Here is a 17,593-nt window from a genome sequence, read left to right as displayed (position 1 = left end):
AGTGAGAGTGCCAGGAGGAGCAAGTGCCGACCTACCAGTACCAGTGCACCGCGTGTGGCGAAGGCCTTGAGGCCGTTCAGAAGTTCACCGACGACGCACTGACCGAGTGCCCGAACTGCCAGGGACGCCTGAAGAAGGTTTTCTCTGCGGTCGGCATCGTCTTCAAGGGCTCAGGTTTCTACCGGAACGACAGCCGTGGCTCGTCGTCGAGCAGCACGGCCGCGTCGTCCTCGGCCTCGAAGGCCGCTGCGTCGTCCACGTCGGGCAGCACGTCGGACTCGAAGCCCGCAGCTTCGTCGTCCGCGTCCTCGTCGTCGACGTCGTCCTCTGCGAGTTCGTCGAGCTCCTCCTCGGGGTCGTCCTCGGCCGCCTGAGAATCGTTTCTTCCCGGAGCCCCCGCCGTCCTGGACGGCGGGGGCTCCGGCGTTTCGGGCCGGGGCTAGGGTGACGGCCATGGCGAACACAGCGCAGGCACAGTCCCCTCGGAGCGAAGTCCGGCAGGCGGAGATCGGCGTCATCGGCGGCTCGGGCTTCTACTCCTTCCTGCAGGACGTGACCGAGGTGGAGGTGGACACCCCCTACGGCCGGCCCAGCGACTCGTTGTTCCTGGGCGAGATCGCCGGCCGGAAGGTGGCGTTCCTCCCTCGGCACGGGCGCGGCCACCACCTGCCGCCGCACCGGATCAATTACCGGGCCAACCTGTGGGCGCTGCGCTCGGTGGGCGCGCGCCAAGTGCTCGGGCCGTGCGCGGTCGGCGGACTGCGGACAGAGTACGGACCGGGCACGCTGCTGGTGCCCGATCAGCTGGTTGACCGTACGAAGGCCAGGGCGCAGACGTACTACGACGGTGAGAGCGCCGTCGACGGGAAGCTTCCCGAGGTCGTGCACATGTCGTTCGCCGACCCGTACTGCCCGGTGGGCCGCACGACGGCACTGGCCGCCGCGCGTGGGCAGAGCTGGGAGCCGGTGGACGGCGGGACGCTGGTGGTCGTCGAGGGGCCGCGCTTCTCGACCAGGGCCGAGTCGCTGTGGCACGCGTCGATGGGCTGGTCGGTGGTCGGCATGACCGGGCACCCCGAGGCGGTCCTCGCGCGTGAGCTGGGGCTCTGCTACACGTCGATGGCGTTGGTCACCGATCTGGACGCGGGCGCGGAGACGGGTGAGGGCGTCAGCCACGAGGAGGTGCTGAAGGTGTTCGGCGCGAATGTCGACCGGTTGCGCGGTGTGCTGTTCGACGCGGTGGCAGGACTGCCGTCGAACGCGTCGCGGGACTGTCTGTGCGCGCATGCGCTGGACGGGATCGAGACGGGGATCGCGCTTCCCTGAAGGCCGGATTCCCCTCCGCGTGTCGCTCGCGGGAGTGAGGGGCTTGTCCACAGCCGGCGGTCTGTACACAGGTATCAGCGGGATGTGCAGGAGGCAGGGATCGTGAGTGGAGCTCAGACCGAGCACCCCTCACGAACCAGGCGGTGATCCTCCATGTCCTCCCCTGTGCTTCCTGCCTCGCTGCTTCCCTCGCTCCCTCTGTCCCTGCCACCTCCCGAGCCGTGCGGCGTGCCGGAGTTCGCACCTCTGCGGGTACGTGGTGGCGGCGGTCGGCACAGGCTGCGACGGATCCTGCGGCGCAGGCGACGGGTGGTGGCGGCAGGGCTCGCGGTGACCGCCGCGGTACTGGTGACCTCGGTGCCACGGGCCGCGGACCGTACGGGGGCACACACGCAGGCCGCCGATGCGGACGTATCGGCCGGCCGCCGGGCGGTGACGCCTGCGGAGTTGGTGTCCGCACCGGTGCGGATCGCGGACGCGGCGACGGTACGGCTGCTGCGACGCGGGGACCGGGTCGACGTGATCGCGTCCGCCGACTCATCGTCCGGCGCGCAGCCTTCGGCGGCGAGGGTGGTGGCGTCGGGGGCTCGCGTGGCCGACGTGCCGCGGCCCGGGGAGGTGTCTTGGGGCGGCTCACCGGACGGCGGTGCCCTGGTGGTGCTGTCCGTCCCCCGTGCCACGGCAACGCAGTTGGCGGGCGCGGGAGCGACGTCGCGGCTGGCGGTGACGGTGTGCTGACTCTTTGCGTTTCCTGCGCAGTTCGTGCACCGAATTGCACTGACGAACAGTCCGGTCACCGATACGGGTTGGCAGATTGGACAGCGGCCACAGGTGCTGCCTTAAGTGGCGGAGAAGTCTGCTCAGCCCCCTGCACATGCGAAAAGAGGCTCATTCGTGAGCGACGAGAAGACCAGTCTGCTGGAAGGCTTCAAAGCCTTCCTGATGCGCGGCAACGTGATCGATCTCGCGGTTGCTGTGGTCATCGGTGCTGCGTTCACCAACATTGTGAACTCGATCGTCAAGGGCGTGATCAACCCCCTTGTCGGCGCCTTCGGCACGCAGGACCTGGAGAAGTACAGCTCCTGTCTCACGACGTGCGGGAAGGCCCCGGACGGCACCGTCGAGGGGATTCAGATCATGTGGGGCTCCGTGCTCAGCGCGGCGCTCAGCTTCCTGATCACCGCCGCCGTCGTCTACTTCCTGATGGTGCTGCCGATGGCGAAGTACCTGGCCAGGCGGGCCGCCCGGGAGAAGGCGAAGGCGGCGACCGAGGAGGTCATGGAGGCCACCGAGATCGAGTTGCTGAAGGAGATCAGGGACGTCCTGGTCGCCCAGCGCCGCTCGGGGCAAAGCAACCCGTAGGACGGCGTTCGAATCAGACGTGGTGCGGCGGTTTCTCGTCGAGGAAGCGGGCGAGGTCCGTCGTACCGCCGCTCGCCGTCGGCCGGTCGCCCCAGCCCCGGTCCGAGTCGTCCGACGACTGCTGGTCCAGCGGATCGTCGAAGATCAGCTTGGGTGGGGGGCCCGTCGCCGGTTCGGGGCGGGCCGGCGCCGGGGCGGCGTGGTCGGAGGTGTTCATCCCTCAAGGGTACGGCGCAGAGCCGACCCGACCTGCGGAGCCGATCGCCCGGTCAGCTGGGGGCCTCGGCACCCTTACGGGCGTAGAACCACCAGCAGACGGCCAGGCACGTGACGTAGAAGGCCACGAACACCCAGAGCGAGTTGACCACGGGGAAATTCGCGAACATGGCGGGGATGAAGAAGAAGCCGTAGGCGGCGACACCGGAACTGAAACCGGTGACCGCGCCCGCCTCCATCTCGGACTGCTTGAGCGCCGCCACCCGCGCTTGTTCGCCCTTGCCCTCCACCTCTTGGAGGTGCTGTTCGCGGAAGATCACCGGAATTTGCCGGAAGGTCGACCCGTTGCCCAGTCCGCAGAAGAGGAACGCGACGAGGAAGCCGGCGTAGAAGACCCAGAAGTTGCCGTTGTCGCCGCTGTGCGGAAGAGCGGTGATGACGACCACCAGGGCGATTCCCATGCCGACGAAGGACAGCATGGTGACGCGGGCGCCGCCCATCCTGTCCGAGAGCCAGCCGCCGCCCCAGCGGGCGAGGGCCCCGACCAGCGGACCGATCCAGGCGTACGTGGTGGCCGAGTAGTCCGGATCGATCGGCGTGAACGTGGTGTGGATCAGGTTGGGCAGAGCCGCGGCGAAGCCGATGAACGAACCGAAGGTCCCGACGTACAGCCAGGTCATCAGCCAGTTGTGCTTGCGCCTGAAGATGATCTTCTGCTGGCTGAACGGGGCCGCGGCGACTTTGAGGTCGTTCATCAGGAACCAGGCGAGCAGGGCCATGATCACCAGCAGCGGTACCCAGAGGAAGGCGCCGTTCTGGAGCCAGACGTCCTCGCCGGTCTCCTTGCTCTTCAGCGGGCCGCCGGCCGGGGCCAGAAGCACCGCGGCCGTGATGACCAGCGGGGCGACGAGCTGGACGACGGACACGCCCAGGTTGCCGAGGCCACCGTTCATGCCGTTGGCGTTGCCCTTTTCCCGTTTCGGGAAGAAGAAGCCGATGTTCGCCATCGAGGAGGCGAAGTTCGCGCCTCCGAGACCGCAGACCGCTGCGATGAGCACCATTTCCCAGTACGGGGTGCTGGTGTCCTGGAGGGCGAAGCCGAGCCAGAGCATCGGAGCGATCAGGATGACGGTGGAGAGTGCGGTGAACCTGCGCTCGCCGAAGATCGGCCCGATGAAGGTGTAGAGGATCCGGAAGGTGCCGCCGGTGATGCCGGGGACGGCGGTCAGCCAGAAGAGCTGGGACTTGGAGTAGTCGAAGCCGACGTCGCCCAGCTTGACGACGGTGACCGACCATACCTGCCAGACGACGAAGCCCAGCATCAGTGCGGGAACCGAGACCCACAGATTGCGCTTGGCGACCCTGTGACCGGTGGTCCGCCAGAAGGCCTCGTCCTCGGGGCGCCAGTCGTTGATCGTCGTGCCGGGTCTGTACGTGTCGGCGCCGGGCCCCTGGCCTTCCCGGGCGGGTGCTGCCGTCGACATGGAGGTCACCGGTCCTTGGGGTCGAGGAGCCAGAGGAGGAGGACGGCGAGGAAGGAGAGGCAGAGGAAGCCTGCTCCCCACCAGGCGGTACTGGTGTCTCCCTTCATCCACTCGTTGACGGTGATGGTCAGGGCCCAGAGCTGGCCGATCACCACAGACAGGGCGAGTACGAGGCGGGCGGTGAGTTTGGCGGAGCGCTCCGGCTCCTGCTCGGACCCCGCGCCCGGCCCCGGCCCGGTGTGACGGACGCGGGGATCTCCGTAACCGCTGGTGGCCCGGATCTGCGGGTAGCGCTCGTGGACGGGCCGGTTGAGGCGAGGGTCGGCGCTGCCGGGGCGGTAGTCACGGTGGGACGGGGCGCCGACGGGGGTGTTCGGGAAGGGCGGCGCTCCGTCGGAGGTCTCCGGGCGCGGCAGGTCGCCGGGGCTGGGGGGCAGATGCGGGTGGGTCATGTCTGCCTGCTCTGCTGACGGGGGTCGACACCGGGGGGCTGCTCGGTGGCGGCCCCCGGGCAACCGACGCGGGCGGCGAAGTCCGGTCGTTCACCGAGGAGCTGGCGGCACAGGCCGGCTTCCACGCTCTCGCCGGAGCGGGTCGTACCGATCGCCCAGATGCTGCCGTCCTGTTCCTCGACGACGACCACCTTGGGCAGCCCGCGGGGCGGTGGCCCGGCGGTGACCTCGCCGGTGCGGGCGTCGAAGACCCCCTCGTGGCAGGGGCAGTAGAGCTCGCCCTCGCGCCCGCGGTCCTTGCGCCACAGGACGGCGCAGGCGAGGTGGGTGCAGACCGCGGAGTAGCCCACGAGTGAGCCGTCCTCCAGGCGTACGGCGACCGCGCGGTCCTCCTCGCCGGGGTAGCGGAAGGAAAGCGACTCGCCGGGAGGCAGGCCGTCGGCGATCTTCTTCGCCTCGGGAACGCCGTTTCCGTCGGGTTCGCCGTGCCGGTGCAACACTCCCCCGGCGACCGCCAGGCCGCCGACGGCGAGGCCGCCGGAGACGGTGGCGACGATGCGGAGGTAGTCGCGGCGGGTGGTGAGGGAGTCGGCGCTGATCCGGTCGTGCAGGGCCGCCTGGGCGTCGCCGGCCCCCGGAGGGATGTCCGTGTCGCCCGGCGAGGGGGGCTGGACGGTGCTCATCGGACGTCGACTCCGTTCACCTCGACGACCGGGAGCCCTCCGGGCACCGGCCACTGGACCTTGTCGGCGGGGACGACCATCGCGACCCCGGTGGAGACCATCACGTCCCCGAAGGCGAACGAGTCGGCGACCTGCACGCCGGGCCTCTCGGCCTGGAGTTCTTCGAGCGTGCCGTAGAAGAGGGCGCCGGTCGGGCAGACCGTGGCGCACATGGGGGCGAGGCCGTAGGCGGTGCGGTCGTAGCAGAGGTTGCACTTCATCTGGAGCTTGGCCTCCAGGTCGATCTTGGGTACGCCGAAGGGGCAGGCGTTGACGCAGTTCGCGCAACCGATGCAGCGGGTGGTGTCCGCCTGCTGCACGACCCCGTCGGCGGTCACCAGGATGGCGTCGGCGGGGCAGACCTCGGCGCAGGGTGCGACCGGGTCCTCGCAGTGCATGCAGACAGTGGGGAGCGAGGCCACGGATTGGCCGGGCTCGGTGTAGTCGAGGTGGATCATCGACTTGCCGCGGTGGGAGTCGCACTCGCGACAGGCCGAGACGCAGGCCTGACAGCCGATGCAGCGACCCGGGTCAATGAAGATTGTCTTACCCATCATGGCTGGTCAGCGCCTCTCTTCTGCGGTCGCCCGGCCCTGTGGGGCGGTGGGCGGCAGGATGTCGGTGCGGGAGACCTGGGTCTCCGGGTACGCCTGGTGGCCGGGGGCGACCGGTGGTCCCGGGACCTCGTCGACATGGTCCGCGCGCTCGATGCGGCAGGCGCAGACCTTGTACTCGGGGATCTTGGACCGGGGGTCGAGGGCGTCAATGGTGAGGACGTTCGCGGCCGTCGGGGCGGGCCAGTGGTAGGGAACGAAGAAGGTGTCGGGGCGGATCGCCTCCGTCACCAGCGCCGGGAAGACCGCGCTCCCCCGCCGCGTGACGACGCGCACCGGGTCGCCGTTCCTGAACCCGTGCGAGGGATGCACCTCCACCCACGGACGCGGGGTCTGCTCGACGAGGGCGCCCAGGCGCCGGGTCTGGTTCCCGGAGAGGAAGTGCGCCACGGTGCGGCCGGTGGTGAGCGACATGGGGAAGTCGTCGTCGTAGGGGTCCATCGGCTGGTGCCACTCGACGACCTGGAGATGGATCTTGCCGTCGGGGTGGTAGGTCGTCCCGTCCTCGAAGAGGCGCGGGGTGCCGGGGTGGTCGGTGTCCGGGCAGGGCCACGCGATGCCGCCGGTCTCTTCCAGTCGCTCGTAGGTGATGCCGTAGTAGTCGTTGACGGTGCCGGCGGAGGCGGTGCGCAGTTCCTCGAAGACCTCGCGGGACCCGGCGAAGGCGAATTTGTTACCCGTTCCGAGGCGTTGGGCGAGCTGGCACATCACCCAGGTGTCGGTGCGGACGCCGGCCGGAGGCTCCTGGGCCTTGTTGTGCTTGACGACGCGGGCCTCCGCGTTGGCCATCACGCCTTCGTCCTCGGCCCAGGTGGTGACCGGGAAGACGACGTGCGCGTTGGCCGCTGTCTCCGACAGGAAGAAGTCGAACTGGGCGTGGAACTCGGTCGCGTCGTACCCCTCCTTCACCACCCGGTAGTTGGGGAGGGAGACGAAGGGGTTGTTGCAGACGCCGATCAGTCCGCGGATCTCGCCGCGCTGCATCTGCCAGACCATTTCCATCATCGAGGTGCCGGCGGGCGGTAGCTCGGACTCCTCGATGCCCCAGATCTCGCAGATCTGCCGGCGATGTTCTTCGTTCATGATGGAACGTCCGCCCGGCAGCAGGTCGGATTTCTGGCCGTGTTCGCGGCCGCCCTGCCCGTTGCCCTGGCCGGTGATGGTGCCGTAACCCGCGCCCGGTTTGCCGATGTGGCCGGTGGCGACGCACAGGTTGATGACGGTCAGGCAGTTCTCGACGCCCTGCGAGTGGTGTTCGATGCCGCGTGCGTGCCAGGCCATCGCCTTGCCGGCGTTCGCGAAGGTACGGGCGACCTGCACGATCTGCGCGGCGGGGATCCCGCAGATCTCGGCGGCGCGTTCCGGCGGGTACTCGGCGACCTTCGCCTTGACCTCCTCCCAGCCGGTGGCGTGGGCGGCCAGGTACGCCTCGTCGACGAGGTCCTCCCGTACCACGACGTGCAGGACCGCGTTGAAGAACGCGGCGTCGGTGCCGGGCTTGAGGGCGACGTGGATGTCGGCGGTACGCGCGATGGCGGTCTCGCGCGGGTCGATGACGATCAGTGTGGCCCCCCGGTCCCGGGCGCCCCACAGGTACTGGGTCATCACCGGGAAGCACTCGCCGACGTTGGAGCCGGCAATGAGCAGACAGTCGGTGAGGAGGATGTCGGAGAACGGGTTGCCCGCTCGGTCGATGCCGAAGGCGAGTTTGTTGGCGCCGGCGGCGGAGACCATGCACAGGCGACCGTTGTAGTCGACATGTCGTGTTTTGAGAGCGACCCGGGCGAATTTGCCTACGAGGTACGTCTTCTCGGAGAAGAGGCTCGCGCCGCCGAGTACGCCGAACGCGTCGTTCCCGTACGCCTGCTGGATGCGGCGCACCTCGGACGCCGTGAAGTCGAGGGCCTCCTCCCAGGAGACCTCACGGAACTCCTCGTCGCGGGAGCGGCGCATCAGGGGCGCGGTGAGCCGGTCGGGGTGGTTGACCTGCTGGTAGGCGTTGATGCCCTTCGGGCACAGCCGCATCCGGTTGATGTCGTGGTTGCGCGGTTCGACGCCGAAGACCTTGCCGCCTTTGTCGACACGCAGGTACATGCCGCACTGCACGCCGCAGAAACAGCAGTGGGTGGGCACGAGGGTCTCGCCGTTCTGGTCGGCGTGCCACTGGTCCGCCGGAATGCCGCCGGCGTCGCGGAAGCCACGGGTGCCGGGAGGGGCGATGGACGGGTCCAGCGGGACGTGCGCCCGTACGGTCGGTCCCAGCGGGACGTCTTGCGCGGTCACTTGAAGCCCTTCTTGACGTGCGAGAGGTAGGCGTTGCCGCGCAGCTCGCGCTTGCAGCGCGGGCAGTACTCGGCCCACTGGGCGAAGTCGAGCTTCAGGTCGCGCATGGTGGCTTCGAGGTTCTCGACGTACGGCGCGGTGTCGATGAGGGTGTCGCAGCGGCGGCAGCGGAAGACCTCGTCCTTCTGCCGGGCGGTGTACTTGAACAGCTGCATGCCGACGGCGGCCGGCCGTTGCACGATGTGGAAGAACTTCCCGAACGGGATGTAGATGAGCGTGAAGACCACCGACACCATGTGCAGGAGCGCGAGGAACTCGTAGCCGCCGCCGTGCAGGAAGATCGACGAGAAGGTGAGCAGCAGGCCGGTCACCGAGATGACGATCAGTGCGATGAGCGGTACGAGGTCGTAGGCGAACCGCTGGCCGGTCATCGCGCCGCGGTCCTTCATGCGTCGCCACAGGAAGTACGAGGCGCCGGGGATGACCAGGACGGCGGCGATGTCGAGGCCGTGGAACATCAGCCAGCCGAGGATGTTCGCCGAGTTGAAGCCGAGGACCTTGACGCCCCAGACACGCATCTCGTAGCCGGGGCCCGAGCCACTGCCGGAGGTGAAGGTGAACCAGCCCCAGGTGAGCGGGAAGGTGATGGCGGCGGCCAGCAGGCAGCCCCAGAACATGAGCTGGTGTGCCGCCCAGCGGGCGTGCGAACGGGCGCCGAGGAACTTCTGGAAGCCGAGGTAGGTGGCGATCATCCTGGGCAGCGCGGTGGGCGCCTTGCGGAAGTTCTCGGCGGAGAAGAGGCTGCTCCAGCCCTTGGTGAAGAGGCGGCGGGCGCCGGGGGCGGAGACCCAGACGGTGTACCGGTAGGCGACGCCGAAGGCGAGGAAGACGGTGGCCACCGCGTACGGCAGGAGTGCGGAGTCGAAGTCCCTCAGCATTCGGCTGCCGAAGTAGATGGCGAGGACCAGCAGTACGGAGACCACGGTGCCGGCCAGCGTCGCTCTTCGCGTGACGGAGGGCGGGGCGGCGGAGGCGGAGGGCAACGAGGGGGTGGCGTCCACCGATGACCTTCCCGTGCCGTCGGGGCTCGGGGAGGGGGGTGCGGGTGGCGGCGAGGGCAGGGGCTCGGTCACTCACTCAAATTAGGACGAACATGGATCATTCACCCGCCGGGTGACTCATATGGCGCACAGGCCGTGTGCTGCCAAGATCGCGCGGGCGGCCGCGACCTGCGCCGGGCCGGGAGAGGGGGTGGCGCGGAGGGGGAAGGTCTTCCCCAGGGCATCCCATGTCGCCTCGCCCAGCTTGTGGAAGCCCGCCGCGCGGATGAACGTCGCGTACTTGGCCGCTTCCGCGACGATGTCGTCCGCCGCGTACCGCCTGCCGCCGCGCATCCGCATGGTGTCCGGGTTGTGGCAGTACAAGCAGCACAGCGGGCAGCCGACGAGGAAGGTGACGAAGCAGGCATCGATATGTCGACGTCGTAGACGCCCCTGCTGTTCTCCTCGGAGAACATCGACAGGGGTTTTCGCCAGACGGCGGCGGTGCGCGCGGTGGGGCCGACCCGGCCGTGTGGATGCACTCCTCCGGCCCGGCCTTCGCCGGCGTGCTCAGCGGTCGCCCTGCCGTGGATGCCGACGCGGACGACACGGGAAGGCGGCGTCGCCTTCGCACGGGGTGTAGTTGCGCTGGACGAAGTCGCAGACGTCGACGGTTTCGCGCACGGACCGTCGGTGAAGCCGTCCCAGGCGTCCGCTGCGTACGTGTCGGTCGCCTTCGTGTCCACGGGGGCTGTGGTCATCGTCCGCACCTTCCGTTTCTGCTTCGTCGCTGTGTCTCCATTGCACTCCTGCCGAGGTGCCGCGGCGGCGCGCAATGGTCCTCACCAAAGAACCGAAGGGCCCTTCTTCGACGCCGAGAACGCACCTCCTCTCCTCTGACCTGAGGTCGGGTCTCTCTCAGTCCTGAAGTCATTGATGCATTTGTGTTTACATTCGCAAAAGAGCACGAGTGGCGGGCGACCCCCTTTTGAGTCGCCTCCGCGCGCGCTCGGCCGCCGCCTCTGGTCTCTTGGTACGCATGAGCCACCCCACCGCGCCCACCGGGCTACTGCGCCGGATGACGTCGCGCAGCCCCCATGAGCAGCACCGTTCCGCCACCCCCCTGGAGCTGTTCTTCGACCTGTGCTTCGTGGTCGCCGTCGCCCAGGCCGGGGTCCGGCTGGTGCACGCCTTCGCGGAAGGGCACTTCGGGTCGGGCGTCCTCGGCTACTTCCTGGTCTTCTTCGCCATCTGGTGGGCGTGGGTGAACTTCACCTGGTTCGCCTCCGCGTACGACAACGACGACGTGTTCTACCGGCTGGCCGTGCTCGTGCAGATCGCGGGCGTCCTGGTGCTGGCGGCCGGGGTGCCGCGCGCCTTCGACGACGGCGACTGGGCGGTCTGCATCGCCGGCTACGTGGTGATGCGCCTGGCGATGACCTGCCAGTGGTTGCGGGTCGCCCGGCACAACACCGGGGCCGAGCGCGCCACCGCCCTCAAGTACGCCGTCGGCCTCGCGCTCGTCCAGGTGGGGTGGTTCGTCGTTCTGTTCGTGCCGGACGGCGCGCGTCTCTCCCTCTTCCTGGTGCTGGCCGCCGCCGAGCTGAGCGTGCCGCTCGTCGCCGAGCGGGGCTTCCACACCCCCTGGCACCCGCACCACGTCGCCGAACGCTACGGCCTGTTCACGATCATCGTCCTCGGTGAGACGGTCACCGCCGCCACCATCGCCGTGCAGGAGGGCCTGGACGAGCACGAGGCGCTGGGGGAACTGCTGTCGATCGCGGGAGGCGGCCTGCTGATCGTCTTCGCCGCCTGGTGGATCTACTTCGCCGTCCCCGCGCAGGAACGCCTCACCTCCATGCGGCGGGCGGTGCAGTGGGGGTACGGCCACCTGCTCATCCTCGGGTCGGCAGCGGCCATCGGCGCGGGCATCGAGGTGGCGGTGGAGCAGGTGACCGGGCAGGCGCACATCTCCCCGGTCGCGGCGACCGGCGCGGTGACGGTCCCGACGGCATTGTTCCTGTTCACCAGCTGGTTGCTACAGGCACGCCACTTCAAGCGGGACGGTGCGGAGAAGGCGCTGATGCCGGTGACGGTGCTCGCCGTACTGTCCTGCACCTTCCTGGGCAACTGGGGGGTGCTGGCAGCCGGCCTGGTCATGTCGGCAAGCGTGGCCATCGGCGTGTCGCTGTCCGCCAGGCCCGACTCCGACACCCTTCGCAAGCCTTAAGTGGCGTGATACGCAGGGCACCATGGCAGACCTCACCGGCAAGCCGGGACCGAACGACGCGCTGACGGACGTGGCCGGACTACGGGTCGGCCACGCGCGCGTGGCGGCAGCGCACGCCCTGACCGGCACCACCGTCGTCCTCGCCCCCGAAGGGGGAGCGGTCGCCGCTGTGGACGTACGGGGTGGCGGCCCCGGCACACGGGAGACGGACGCCCTGGATCCGCGCAACCTGGTGCAGCGCACGGACGCCGTCGTGCTGACCGGGGGCAGTGCGTACGGGCTCGACTCCGCCTCGGGCGTGGTCGGCTGGCTGGAGGAGCAGCGACGCGGCTTCCGGATCGGGCTCGATCCGGCCCAGGTGGTGCCGGTGGTGCCCGCGGCGTGCGTGTTCGACCTGGGGCGCGGCGGCGACTGGCGGGCCAGACCGAACGCGTCGACAGGACGGGCTGCCGTGGCGTCCGCCGCAGCCACCGAGGTGGGCGCCCCGGTCGAGCAGGGCGTGGTCGGGGCCGGTACGGGGGCGGTGGTCGGCGGACTGAAGGGCGGCGTCGGCACGGCGAGCGTGCGGCTGGCCTCCGGGGCGACGGTCGCGGCGCTGGTGGTGGTCAACGCGGCGGGTTCGGCGGTGGACCCGCTGACCGGGGTGCTGTACGGGGAGTACCTCCAGGGACGGGTCGCCTATCCCTCCGAGGAGGTTCATCGGGAGGCGCTGCGGCGCGTACGGGCGGCGCAGGAGGAGTCGGGTCGCAGGAACGCAGCGTCCGTGCGTCCGCCGCTGAACACGACCCTCGCCGTCGTCGCCACCGACGCCGGACTGACCCGTGCCCAGGCGCAGAAGCTCGCGGGGACGGCGCACGACGGCTTCGCGCGCGCCCTGCGGCCCGTACACCTGCTGACGGACGGGGACACGGTGTTCGCACTGTCGACTGGGGACGTTCCGTTGCTGTCGGGGCCTCAGGAACCGGCGTTTGTGCAGCAGTTGACCGCGGTCGCTGTCAACGAGGTGCTGGCGGCCGGGGCGGACACGGTGACCAGGGCGATCGTGAAGGCGGTGCGGGTCGCTTCGGGCGTCGACGGGCCGGGCGGGGTCTTCCCCGCGTACCAGGACCTGTATGCCGCATCCCGGTGATCGGGAACCGGAGGAAAACCGGGGCGGTTTGCGGGAACCTCGCGTAGGCCGCCCTTCGTTTTCCTGCAAACCGGGGCGCGATGTCAGACCTAGTGGCTACTTTGAGTACCACGAGCATTACCCGCGGCGACGGCCTGGAGAAGTCCTTGAACGATCCGCACGAGTACGAGAGCGACGGCCTCGAAACGACCGAGGATCACCTCGGACAGCTCCTGGGCCGCGCGCTGAACTCCTTCGACCTGCCCGACGAGACCGTGGAGCGGCTGGAGACGGCCTTGGCGCACAGTTCGTCGCTGCGTTCCTCGCACCACAGCGCCGGACTGCGCCGGTCCTTGCACCGGCACGCCTTCCTGCTGGCCGACGGCTCCTCCCTCACTCTCTGGGAGCTGGTGCACAACGCCGGACGTGACCGCAGCACCGAGCACGAGCTGTACGTCGACGTGGGCGAGGCCAGGCTCGCCGCCAATCGACTGCCGGGGGAAGCCGGTTCTCCCGCGGCCGACCTGCCGCTCCCCTCGGAGTACGGGGACGTCTCCGCCGGCTTCGCCTCGCCCCACGGTTTCTCCGACGACCTCTGCGACGGCTTCTCCGACGATCTGTCGTGCGGTCAGACGGGCGGGGTGGAGACGGACCTGGAGACGCTGGCCGGACTGCTGGCCCATCCGCACCGGCAGGCCAGGCGTGCATTCGTTCCCGACGAGTCGGCCGACCACGCGCGCCGCGTCCTGCGCCGCGCGGAGAACGCGGACCGGCCCGGCCCGGAGACCGCCCGGCTGCTCGCGGACGCCTTGGCGCACGAGATCACGCAGGTGTACGGCCGGCAGTGCCGCATCAAGGGGAGGGCGGTGGGGTTCACGCTCTACGAGCACGCGTTTCTGCTGATGGACGGCAGTGAGGCCAGCGTGTGGGAGGTCGAGCACACGGCCACCCCCGACGGCCGCCACATGTGTGAGGTGTACGCCGACGAACGGACCGCCCGCGAGGCGATGGAGCCTCGCGGGCGGGTGGGCTGACCGGTCGCTGCCCCACGGGCACACGGGCACACGGCACGCCGGACGGTCGACCACCGGGTGGGCACCGACGGTCGACCCCCGCACGCGTGGCACACCGGGCAGTCGATCACCCGGCGGGTTGACCGGCGGGCGCGTTGGCCACCGAGCGCGTTGACCAGCCCGGTCGACCGTTCGCCCGCCGTCCGCACCGTGCGCGTGGCGGCATGCAGCAACCGGGGCGGTGCGCGTGGTGGTACGGCATGCCGCACCGTGCGCGTGGCGGCGGGGCATGCAGCAACCGGCGCCGTGCGCGTGGTGGTACGGCACCGGAGTCAGGCCGCGACGGTCACCTTCGCGTCGGGCTCGGTCGCCGCCTCGTGTCCGGCGGCGGCTGCGGGCTGTTCGCGCATGCCCTTCAGCAGTACGACCAGGCCCGCCGTGACGCCGACACCGGCCGCGATCGCCACCACGTAGAGCAGCGGATTGCCGATCAGCGGGACCACGAAGACGCCGCCGTGCGGGGCGCGCAGGGTGTTGTCGAAGGCCATCGTCAGCGCGCCGGTCACCGCGCCGCCCGCCATGGAGGCCGGGATGACGCGCAGGGGGTCGGCCGCCGCGAACGGGATCGCGCCCTCGGTGATGAAGGAGGCCCCGAGTACCCAGGCGGCCTTGCCGTTCTCCCGCTCGGTCTTGGTGAAGAGCTTGCCGCGCACCGTGGTGGCCAGCGCCATCGCGAGCGGCGGAACCATGCCCGCGGCCATCACGGCGGCCATGACCTTGAGGTTGCCGTCGCTCGCATCGGCGGAGAGGCCGCCGATGGCGAACGTGTAGGCGACCTTGTTGAAGGGGCCGCCGAGGTCGAAGGTCATCATCAGGCCGAGCACGATGCCCAGGACGACCGCGTTGCTGCCGTTGAGCCCGGACAGCCAGTCGGTCAGCGCCGACTGCAGCGTGGCGATGGGTTCGCCGATCACCAGGAACATCAGGAAGCCGACGACGATCGACGACAGCAACGGGATCACGACGACCGGCATGATCCCGCGCAGGGCGGCCGGGACGCGCAGCTTCTGGATGGCCATGACGACCGCGCCGGCGAGGAGACCCGCCACCAGTCCGCCGAGGAAACCGGCCTTGATGGTCACCGCGATCGAGCCGCCGACGAAGCCGGGCACGAGTCCGGGCCGGTCGGCCATTCCGTACGCGATGTATCCCGCGAGCACCGGGATCAGGAAGCCGAACGCGAGACCGCCGATCTGGAACAGCAGCGCCGCCCAGCTGGTGTGATCGCCCCACGCGAAGTGCTCCATGACGGAAGGCGCTTTGTCGATCTGGTAACCGCCGATGGCGAAACCGAGAGCGATCAGCAGCCCGCCGGCCGCGACGAACGGCACCATGTAGCTCACGCCGGACATCAGCCACTTGCGCAGCTTGGCGCCGTACCCCTCCCCCACCTCGCCCGACTCCTCGACCGGGCTGCCCTTCGCAGACGCGGTCGACAGGTCGCCGCGGGCGGCCTTCTGTCGGGCTTCGGCGATCAGTTCCAGTGGGCGGTTGACGCCTGCTTTCACCCCGACGTCCACCGTCGGCTTGCCGGCGAACCGCTCGCGGTCCCGTACCGGCACGTCGTGCGCGAAGATCACCGCGTCGGCGGCGGCGATCACGGCGGGATCGAGACGGGTGAAGCCGGAAGAGCCCTGGGGCTCGACGGTGAGCAGGACACCGTCCCGGTTGCCGGCCTGCTCCAGGGCCTCGGCGGCCATGTAGGTGTGCGCGATGCCGGTGGGGCAGGAGGTGACGGCGACGATACGGAAGGGCTCGGCCGCCTCCGCATCGAGAGGAACCTCGCCTGCGGACGGAGCCTCCCCTGAAAGAGGAGCCTGCCCCACGGTAGGAGCCTTCCCTGCGAGAGAAGTCTCCCCTGCGGGAGGGACGTCCGCTGCGGGAGGAGCCTCGCCGGCGGCGGGTGCGGCCGGTGCGGCCGGTGCGGCCGGTGCGGCGGGTGCGGCAGGCGCATCGGGTGCAGCAGGCGCGGCGGGTGTCGGCGTCGCGGCAGCCAAGGGTGCCGTGGGTGCCGGAGCCGCGGTCGCCGCCTCGGGCGGGACGTCCCCGCGGATCAGTGCGGCCGCCGACTCCGCGTCGCCCGCCGCCCGCAGTGCAGCCGTGAACTCGGCGTTCATCAGGTATCGCGCCAGGCTGGAGAGGATCGTCAGATGCGCGTCGTCCGCGCCCGCCGGGGCCGCGATGAGGAAGATCAGGTCGGCCGGTCCGTCCGGGGCGCCGAAGTCGACCCCGGCGGCGCTGCGGCCGAAAGCCAGCGTGGGTTCGGTGACGTGTGCGCTGCGGCAGTGCGGGATGCCGATGCCGCCCTCCAGGCCGGTCGGCATCTGCGCCTCGCGCGCGGCGACGTCGGCGAGGAACCCGTCCAGGTCGGTGACCCGGCCGAGCCCCGCCATCCGGGCGGCCAGTGAACGGGCCGCCTCCTGCTTGCTGTCGGCGGCCAGGTCGAGGTCGACCAGGTCCGCGGTGATCATCTGGCTCATCGCGGGCTCCTTCGCACGGATGCGGAATCGGGGAAGGCGGGGGTGGGGGCAGGGGTGGGGGCAGGGCGCACGGGAACACGCACCGCGTGCCCGGCGCTCCACGCGCTTGCCGCGCTCATCGCGCGTACTCCGCGGGTTCTGTCAGTACGCGGTCCAGCGGGACGTCCGCCGTGACCGTCACGCCCGCGGGGTCCAGGTCGTCCGGGGTCGGCATCACGCTGCCCGGCAGTTGTACCGCCGCCGCGCCGTGCGCCACTGCCGCCGCCAGTGCCCCGGGGCCTTCGCCGCCCGCGGCGAGGAACCCGGCGAGCGAGGCGTCCCCGGCGCCGACGTTGCTGCGTACCGCCTGCACGCGCGCGTGGCCGAAGTACGCACCGCAGTCCGCGACCAGGAGTTGACCGTCGGCGCCCAGGCTGGCGAGTACGGCGCGTGCGCCCCGGCTGCGCAGTTCCTCGGCCGCTTCGAGCGCCTGCCCCACAGTTTTGAGCGGTCGCTCAACTGCTTCGGCGAGCTCCTCGACGTTCGGTTTGACCACGTCGGGGCGTTCGCGCAGGGCGGCGAGCAGGGAGGGCCCGGAGGTGTCGAGTGCGATCCGGGCGCCCGCCTCGTGCGCGCGGGCGACCAGAGCGGCGTACCACTGAGGGCCGAGCCCGCGTGGCAGGCTGCCGCAGCAGGCGATCCAGTCCGCGTCGGCCGAGTGGGTGCGCACCGCGGTCAGCAGGGCCTCCGACTCGGTGACGGTCAGCTCCGGGCCGGTCGCGTTGATCTTGGTGAGGGTGCCGTCGGGCTCGGCGACGGCGATGTTGGAGCGGGTCTGCCCGGCCACCGGGACGGGGGCGACCTCGATGCCCTCGGCGCCCAGGAGTTCGGCGACCAGCGCACCGGGCGCGCCGCCCAGCGGGAGGACGGCAAGGGTGCGGTGACCGGCGGCGGCGACCGCACGCGAGACGTTGACACCCTTGCCGCCCGGGTCCATCCGGTCGGAGGTCGCGCGCAGGACTTCGCCGCGCATGAGGGCGGGAACCTCGTAGGTGCGGTCCAGGCTGGGGTTCGGGGTGACGGTGAGGATCATGGGGCTCGCACTCGTTTCGGGCGCACCGGACCGGTCCGTCGCGCCGGGTCGTTCCATCGCCCCGATCAGGTCCACCGGACCGGGGCGTTCCACTGCGTCGATGCGGTCCACCGCGCCGGGCGGGCGGGCCG

17 protein-coding genes are annotated in these 17,593 nt (G+C 70.3%); 7 read left to right on the top strand and 10 right to left on the bottom strand.

All coding sequences use genetic code 11. The features are described 5' to 3' along the window. Window positions 1-23: 23 nt before the first annotated feature. The 4 genes from ACQPZG_RS20675 (at window position 24) to mscL (ending at window position 2,688) form a co-directional block, all read left to right on the top strand. Window positions 24-374 carry an FmdB family zinc ribbon protein gene (locus ACQPZG_RS20675; protein ID WP_433547228.1) on the top strand — a complete coding sequence of 117 codons (351 nt, stop codon included), beginning with the start codon at window positions 24-26 and terminating at the stop codon, window positions 372-374. A 79-nt stretch (window positions 375-453) separates the two neighbouring features. Next, a complete protein-coding gene (locus ACQPZG_RS20670) occupies window positions 454-1,326 on the top strand; it encodes an S-methyl-5'-thioadenosine phosphorylase (RefSeq protein WP_433547227.1) in 873 nt (290 codons plus the stop codon). A 153-nt stretch (window positions 1,327-1,479) separates the two neighbouring features. Next, the gene (locus ACQPZG_RS20665) at window positions 1,480-2,064 is read left to right on the top strand and encodes a hypothetical protein (RefSeq protein ID WP_433547226.1); all 585 of its coding nucleotides are present in this window, start codon (window positions 1,480-1,482) and stop codon (window positions 2,062-2,064) included. 156 nt (window positions 2,065-2,220) lie between these two features. Continuing rightward, window positions 2,221-2,688: a large conductance mechanosensitive channel protein MscL gene (gene mscL / locus ACQPZG_RS20660; RefSeq protein ID WP_433547225.1), complete on the top strand. Its 468-nt coding sequence runs from the start codon at window positions 2,221-2,223 to the stop codon at window positions 2,686-2,688. A gap of 13 nt (window positions 2,689-2,701) precedes the next feature. On the opposite strand, the gene ACQPZG_RS20655 is transcribed toward mscL, so the two are convergent. Genes ACQPZG_RS20655 through ACQPZG_RS20620 form a run of 8 tightly spaced genes read right to left on the bottom strand, consistent with a single transcriptional unit; the run spans window position 2,702 to window position 9,883 of the window. Continuing rightward, window positions 2,702-2,905, bottom strand: coding sequence for a hypothetical protein (locus tag ACQPZG_RS20655; RefSeq protein WP_433547224.1), 204 nt, complete (start codon window positions 2,903-2,905; stop codon window positions 2,702-2,704). Window positions 2,906-2,957: 52 nt separating this feature from the next. Next, the gene (locus tag ACQPZG_RS20650) at window positions 2,958-4,388 is read right to left on the bottom strand and encodes an MFS transporter (RefSeq protein ID WP_433547223.1); all 1,431 of its coding nucleotides are present in this window, start codon (window positions 4,386-4,388) and stop codon (window positions 2,958-2,960) included. A gap of 5 nt (window positions 4,389-4,393) precedes the next feature. Then, a complete protein-coding gene (locus ACQPZG_RS20645; RefSeq protein ID WP_433547222.1) occupies window positions 4,394-4,840 on the bottom strand; it encodes a hypothetical protein in 447 nt (148 codons plus the stop codon). Then, window positions 4,837-5,523, bottom strand: a complete 687-nt coding sequence (locus tag ACQPZG_RS20640; protein WP_433547221.1) for a Rieske (2Fe-2S) protein — start codon at window positions 5,521-5,523, stop codon at window positions 4,837-4,839. Before ACQPZG_RS20640 ends, ACQPZG_RS20645 begins: the two co-directional genes overlap by 4 nt. Continuing rightward, window positions 5,520-6,119, bottom strand: coding sequence for a 4Fe-4S dicluster domain-containing protein (locus ACQPZG_RS20635; RefSeq protein WP_362417721.1), 600 nt, complete (start codon window positions 6,117-6,119; stop codon window positions 5,520-5,522). The genes ACQPZG_RS20640 and ACQPZG_RS20635 overlap by 4 nt, the downstream gene beginning before the upstream one ends. Before the next feature lie 6 nt (window positions 6,120-6,125). After that, window positions 6,126-8,459: a molybdopterin oxidoreductase family protein gene (locus tag ACQPZG_RS20630; RefSeq protein WP_433547220.1), complete on the bottom strand. Its 2,334-nt coding sequence runs from the start codon at window positions 8,457-8,459 to the stop codon at window positions 6,126-6,128. Continuing rightward, complete coding sequence (locus ACQPZG_RS20625) at window positions 8,456-9,592, bottom strand: MFS transporter (RefSeq protein ID WP_433547219.1); 1,137 nt, start codon at window positions 9,590-9,592, stop codon at window positions 8,456-8,458. The genes ACQPZG_RS20630 and ACQPZG_RS20625 overlap by 4 nt, the downstream gene beginning before the upstream one ends. Window positions 9,593-9,637: 45 nt before the next feature. Then, a complete protein-coding gene (locus ACQPZG_RS20620; RefSeq protein ID WP_433547218.1) occupies window positions 9,638-9,883 on the bottom strand; it encodes a hypothetical protein in 246 nt (81 codons plus the stop codon). Between the two features lie 655 nt (window positions 9,884-10,538). On the opposite strand from ACQPZG_RS20620, the gene ACQPZG_RS20615 reads away from it, so the two are divergent. The 3 genes from ACQPZG_RS20615 to ACQPZG_RS20605 all read left to right on the top strand — a co-directional run bounded on the left by ACQPZG_RS20615 (window position 10,539) and on the right by ACQPZG_RS20605 (window position 13,871). Continuing rightward, window positions 10,539-11,729 (top strand): low temperature requirement protein A, encoded by a 1,191-nt coding sequence (locus tag ACQPZG_RS20615; RefSeq protein ID WP_433547217.1) that lies wholly within the window; start codon window positions 10,539-10,541, stop codon window positions 11,727-11,729. Window positions 11,730-11,751: 22 nt separating this feature from the next. After that, window positions 11,752-12,858, top strand: a complete 1,107-nt coding sequence (locus ACQPZG_RS20610) for a P1 family peptidase (protein ID WP_433547216.1) — start codon at window positions 11,752-11,754, stop codon at window positions 12,856-12,858. A gap of 146 nt (window positions 12,859-13,004) precedes the next feature. Continuing rightward, window positions 13,005-13,871: a DUF6227 family protein gene (locus ACQPZG_RS20605; protein WP_433549478.1), complete on the top strand. Its 867-nt coding sequence runs from the start codon at window positions 13,005-13,007 to the stop codon at window positions 13,869-13,871. Between the two features lie 311 nt (window positions 13,872-14,182). Here the strand turns inward: ACQPZG_RS20605 and ACQPZG_RS20600 are convergent, their stop codons facing one another. Both ACQPZG_RS20600 and pfkB read right to left on the bottom strand, forming a co-directional pair. Further along, window positions 14,183-16,390 (bottom strand): PTS fructose transporter subunit IIABC, encoded by a 2,208-nt coding sequence (locus tag ACQPZG_RS20600; protein ID WP_433547215.1) that lies wholly within the window; start codon window positions 16,388-16,390, stop codon window positions 14,183-14,185. A 115-nt stretch (window positions 16,391-16,505) separates the two neighbouring features. Further along, on the bottom strand, window positions 16,506-17,462 hold the full coding sequence (gene pfkB, locus ACQPZG_RS20595; RefSeq protein ID WP_433549477.1) for a 1-phosphofructokinase: 957 nt from the start codon (window positions 17,460-17,462) through the stop codon (window positions 16,506-16,508). Between the last annotated feature and the right edge of the window lie 131 nt (window positions 17,463-17,593).

It is taken from the genome of Streptomyces sp. CA-294286 (assembly GCF_050947155.1).
Classification (GTDB): domain Bacteria; phylum Actinomycetota; class Actinomycetes; order Streptomycetales; family Streptomycetaceae; genus Streptomyces.
This window is presented reverse-complemented; position numbering and strand designations above follow the sequence as displayed.

Coding starts and splice junctions, on each gene's coding strand:
- ACQPZG_RS20670 (WP_433547227.1), top strand. CDS start 454: ATGGCGAACACAGCGCAGGCACAGTCCCCTCGGAGCGAAGTCCGGCAG.
- ACQPZG_RS20640 (WP_433547221.1), bottom strand. CDS start 5,523: ATGAGCACCGTCCAGCCCCCCTCGCCGGGCGACACGGACATCCCTCCG.
- ACQPZG_RS20665 (WP_433547226.1), top strand. CDS start 1,480: ATGTCCTCCCCTGTGCTTCCTGCCTCGCTGCTTCCCTCGCTCCCTCTG.
- ACQPZG_RS20615 (WP_433547217.1), top strand. CDS start 10,539: ATGAGCCACCCCACCGCGCCCACCGGGCTACTGCGCCGGATGACGTCG.
- ACQPZG_RS20655 (WP_433547224.1), bottom strand. CDS start 2,905: ATGAACACCTCCGACCACGCCGCCCCGGCGCCGGCCCGCCCCGAACCG.
- ACQPZG_RS20650 (WP_433547223.1), bottom strand. CDS start 4,388: ATGTCGACGGCAGCACCCGCCCGGGAAGGCCAGGGGCCCGGCGCCGAC.
- ACQPZG_RS20635 (WP_362417721.1), bottom strand. CDS start 6,119: ATGATGGGTAAGACAATCTTCATTGACCCGGGTCGCTGCATCGGCTGT.
- ACQPZG_RS20645 (WP_433547222.1), bottom strand. CDS start 4,840: ATGACCCACCCGCATCTGCCCCCCAGCCCCGGCGACCTGCCGCGCCCG.
- ACQPZG_RS20600 (WP_433547215.1), bottom strand. CDS start 16,390: ATGAGCCAGATGATCACCGCGGACCTGGTCGACCTCGACCTGGCCGCC.
- ACQPZG_RS20610 (WP_433547216.1), top strand. CDS start 11,752: ATGGCAGACCTCACCGGCAAGCCGGGACCGAACGACGCGCTGACGGAC.
- pfkB (WP_433549477.1), bottom strand. CDS start 17,462: ATGATCCTCACCGTCACCCCGAACCCCAGCCTGGACCGCACCTACGAG.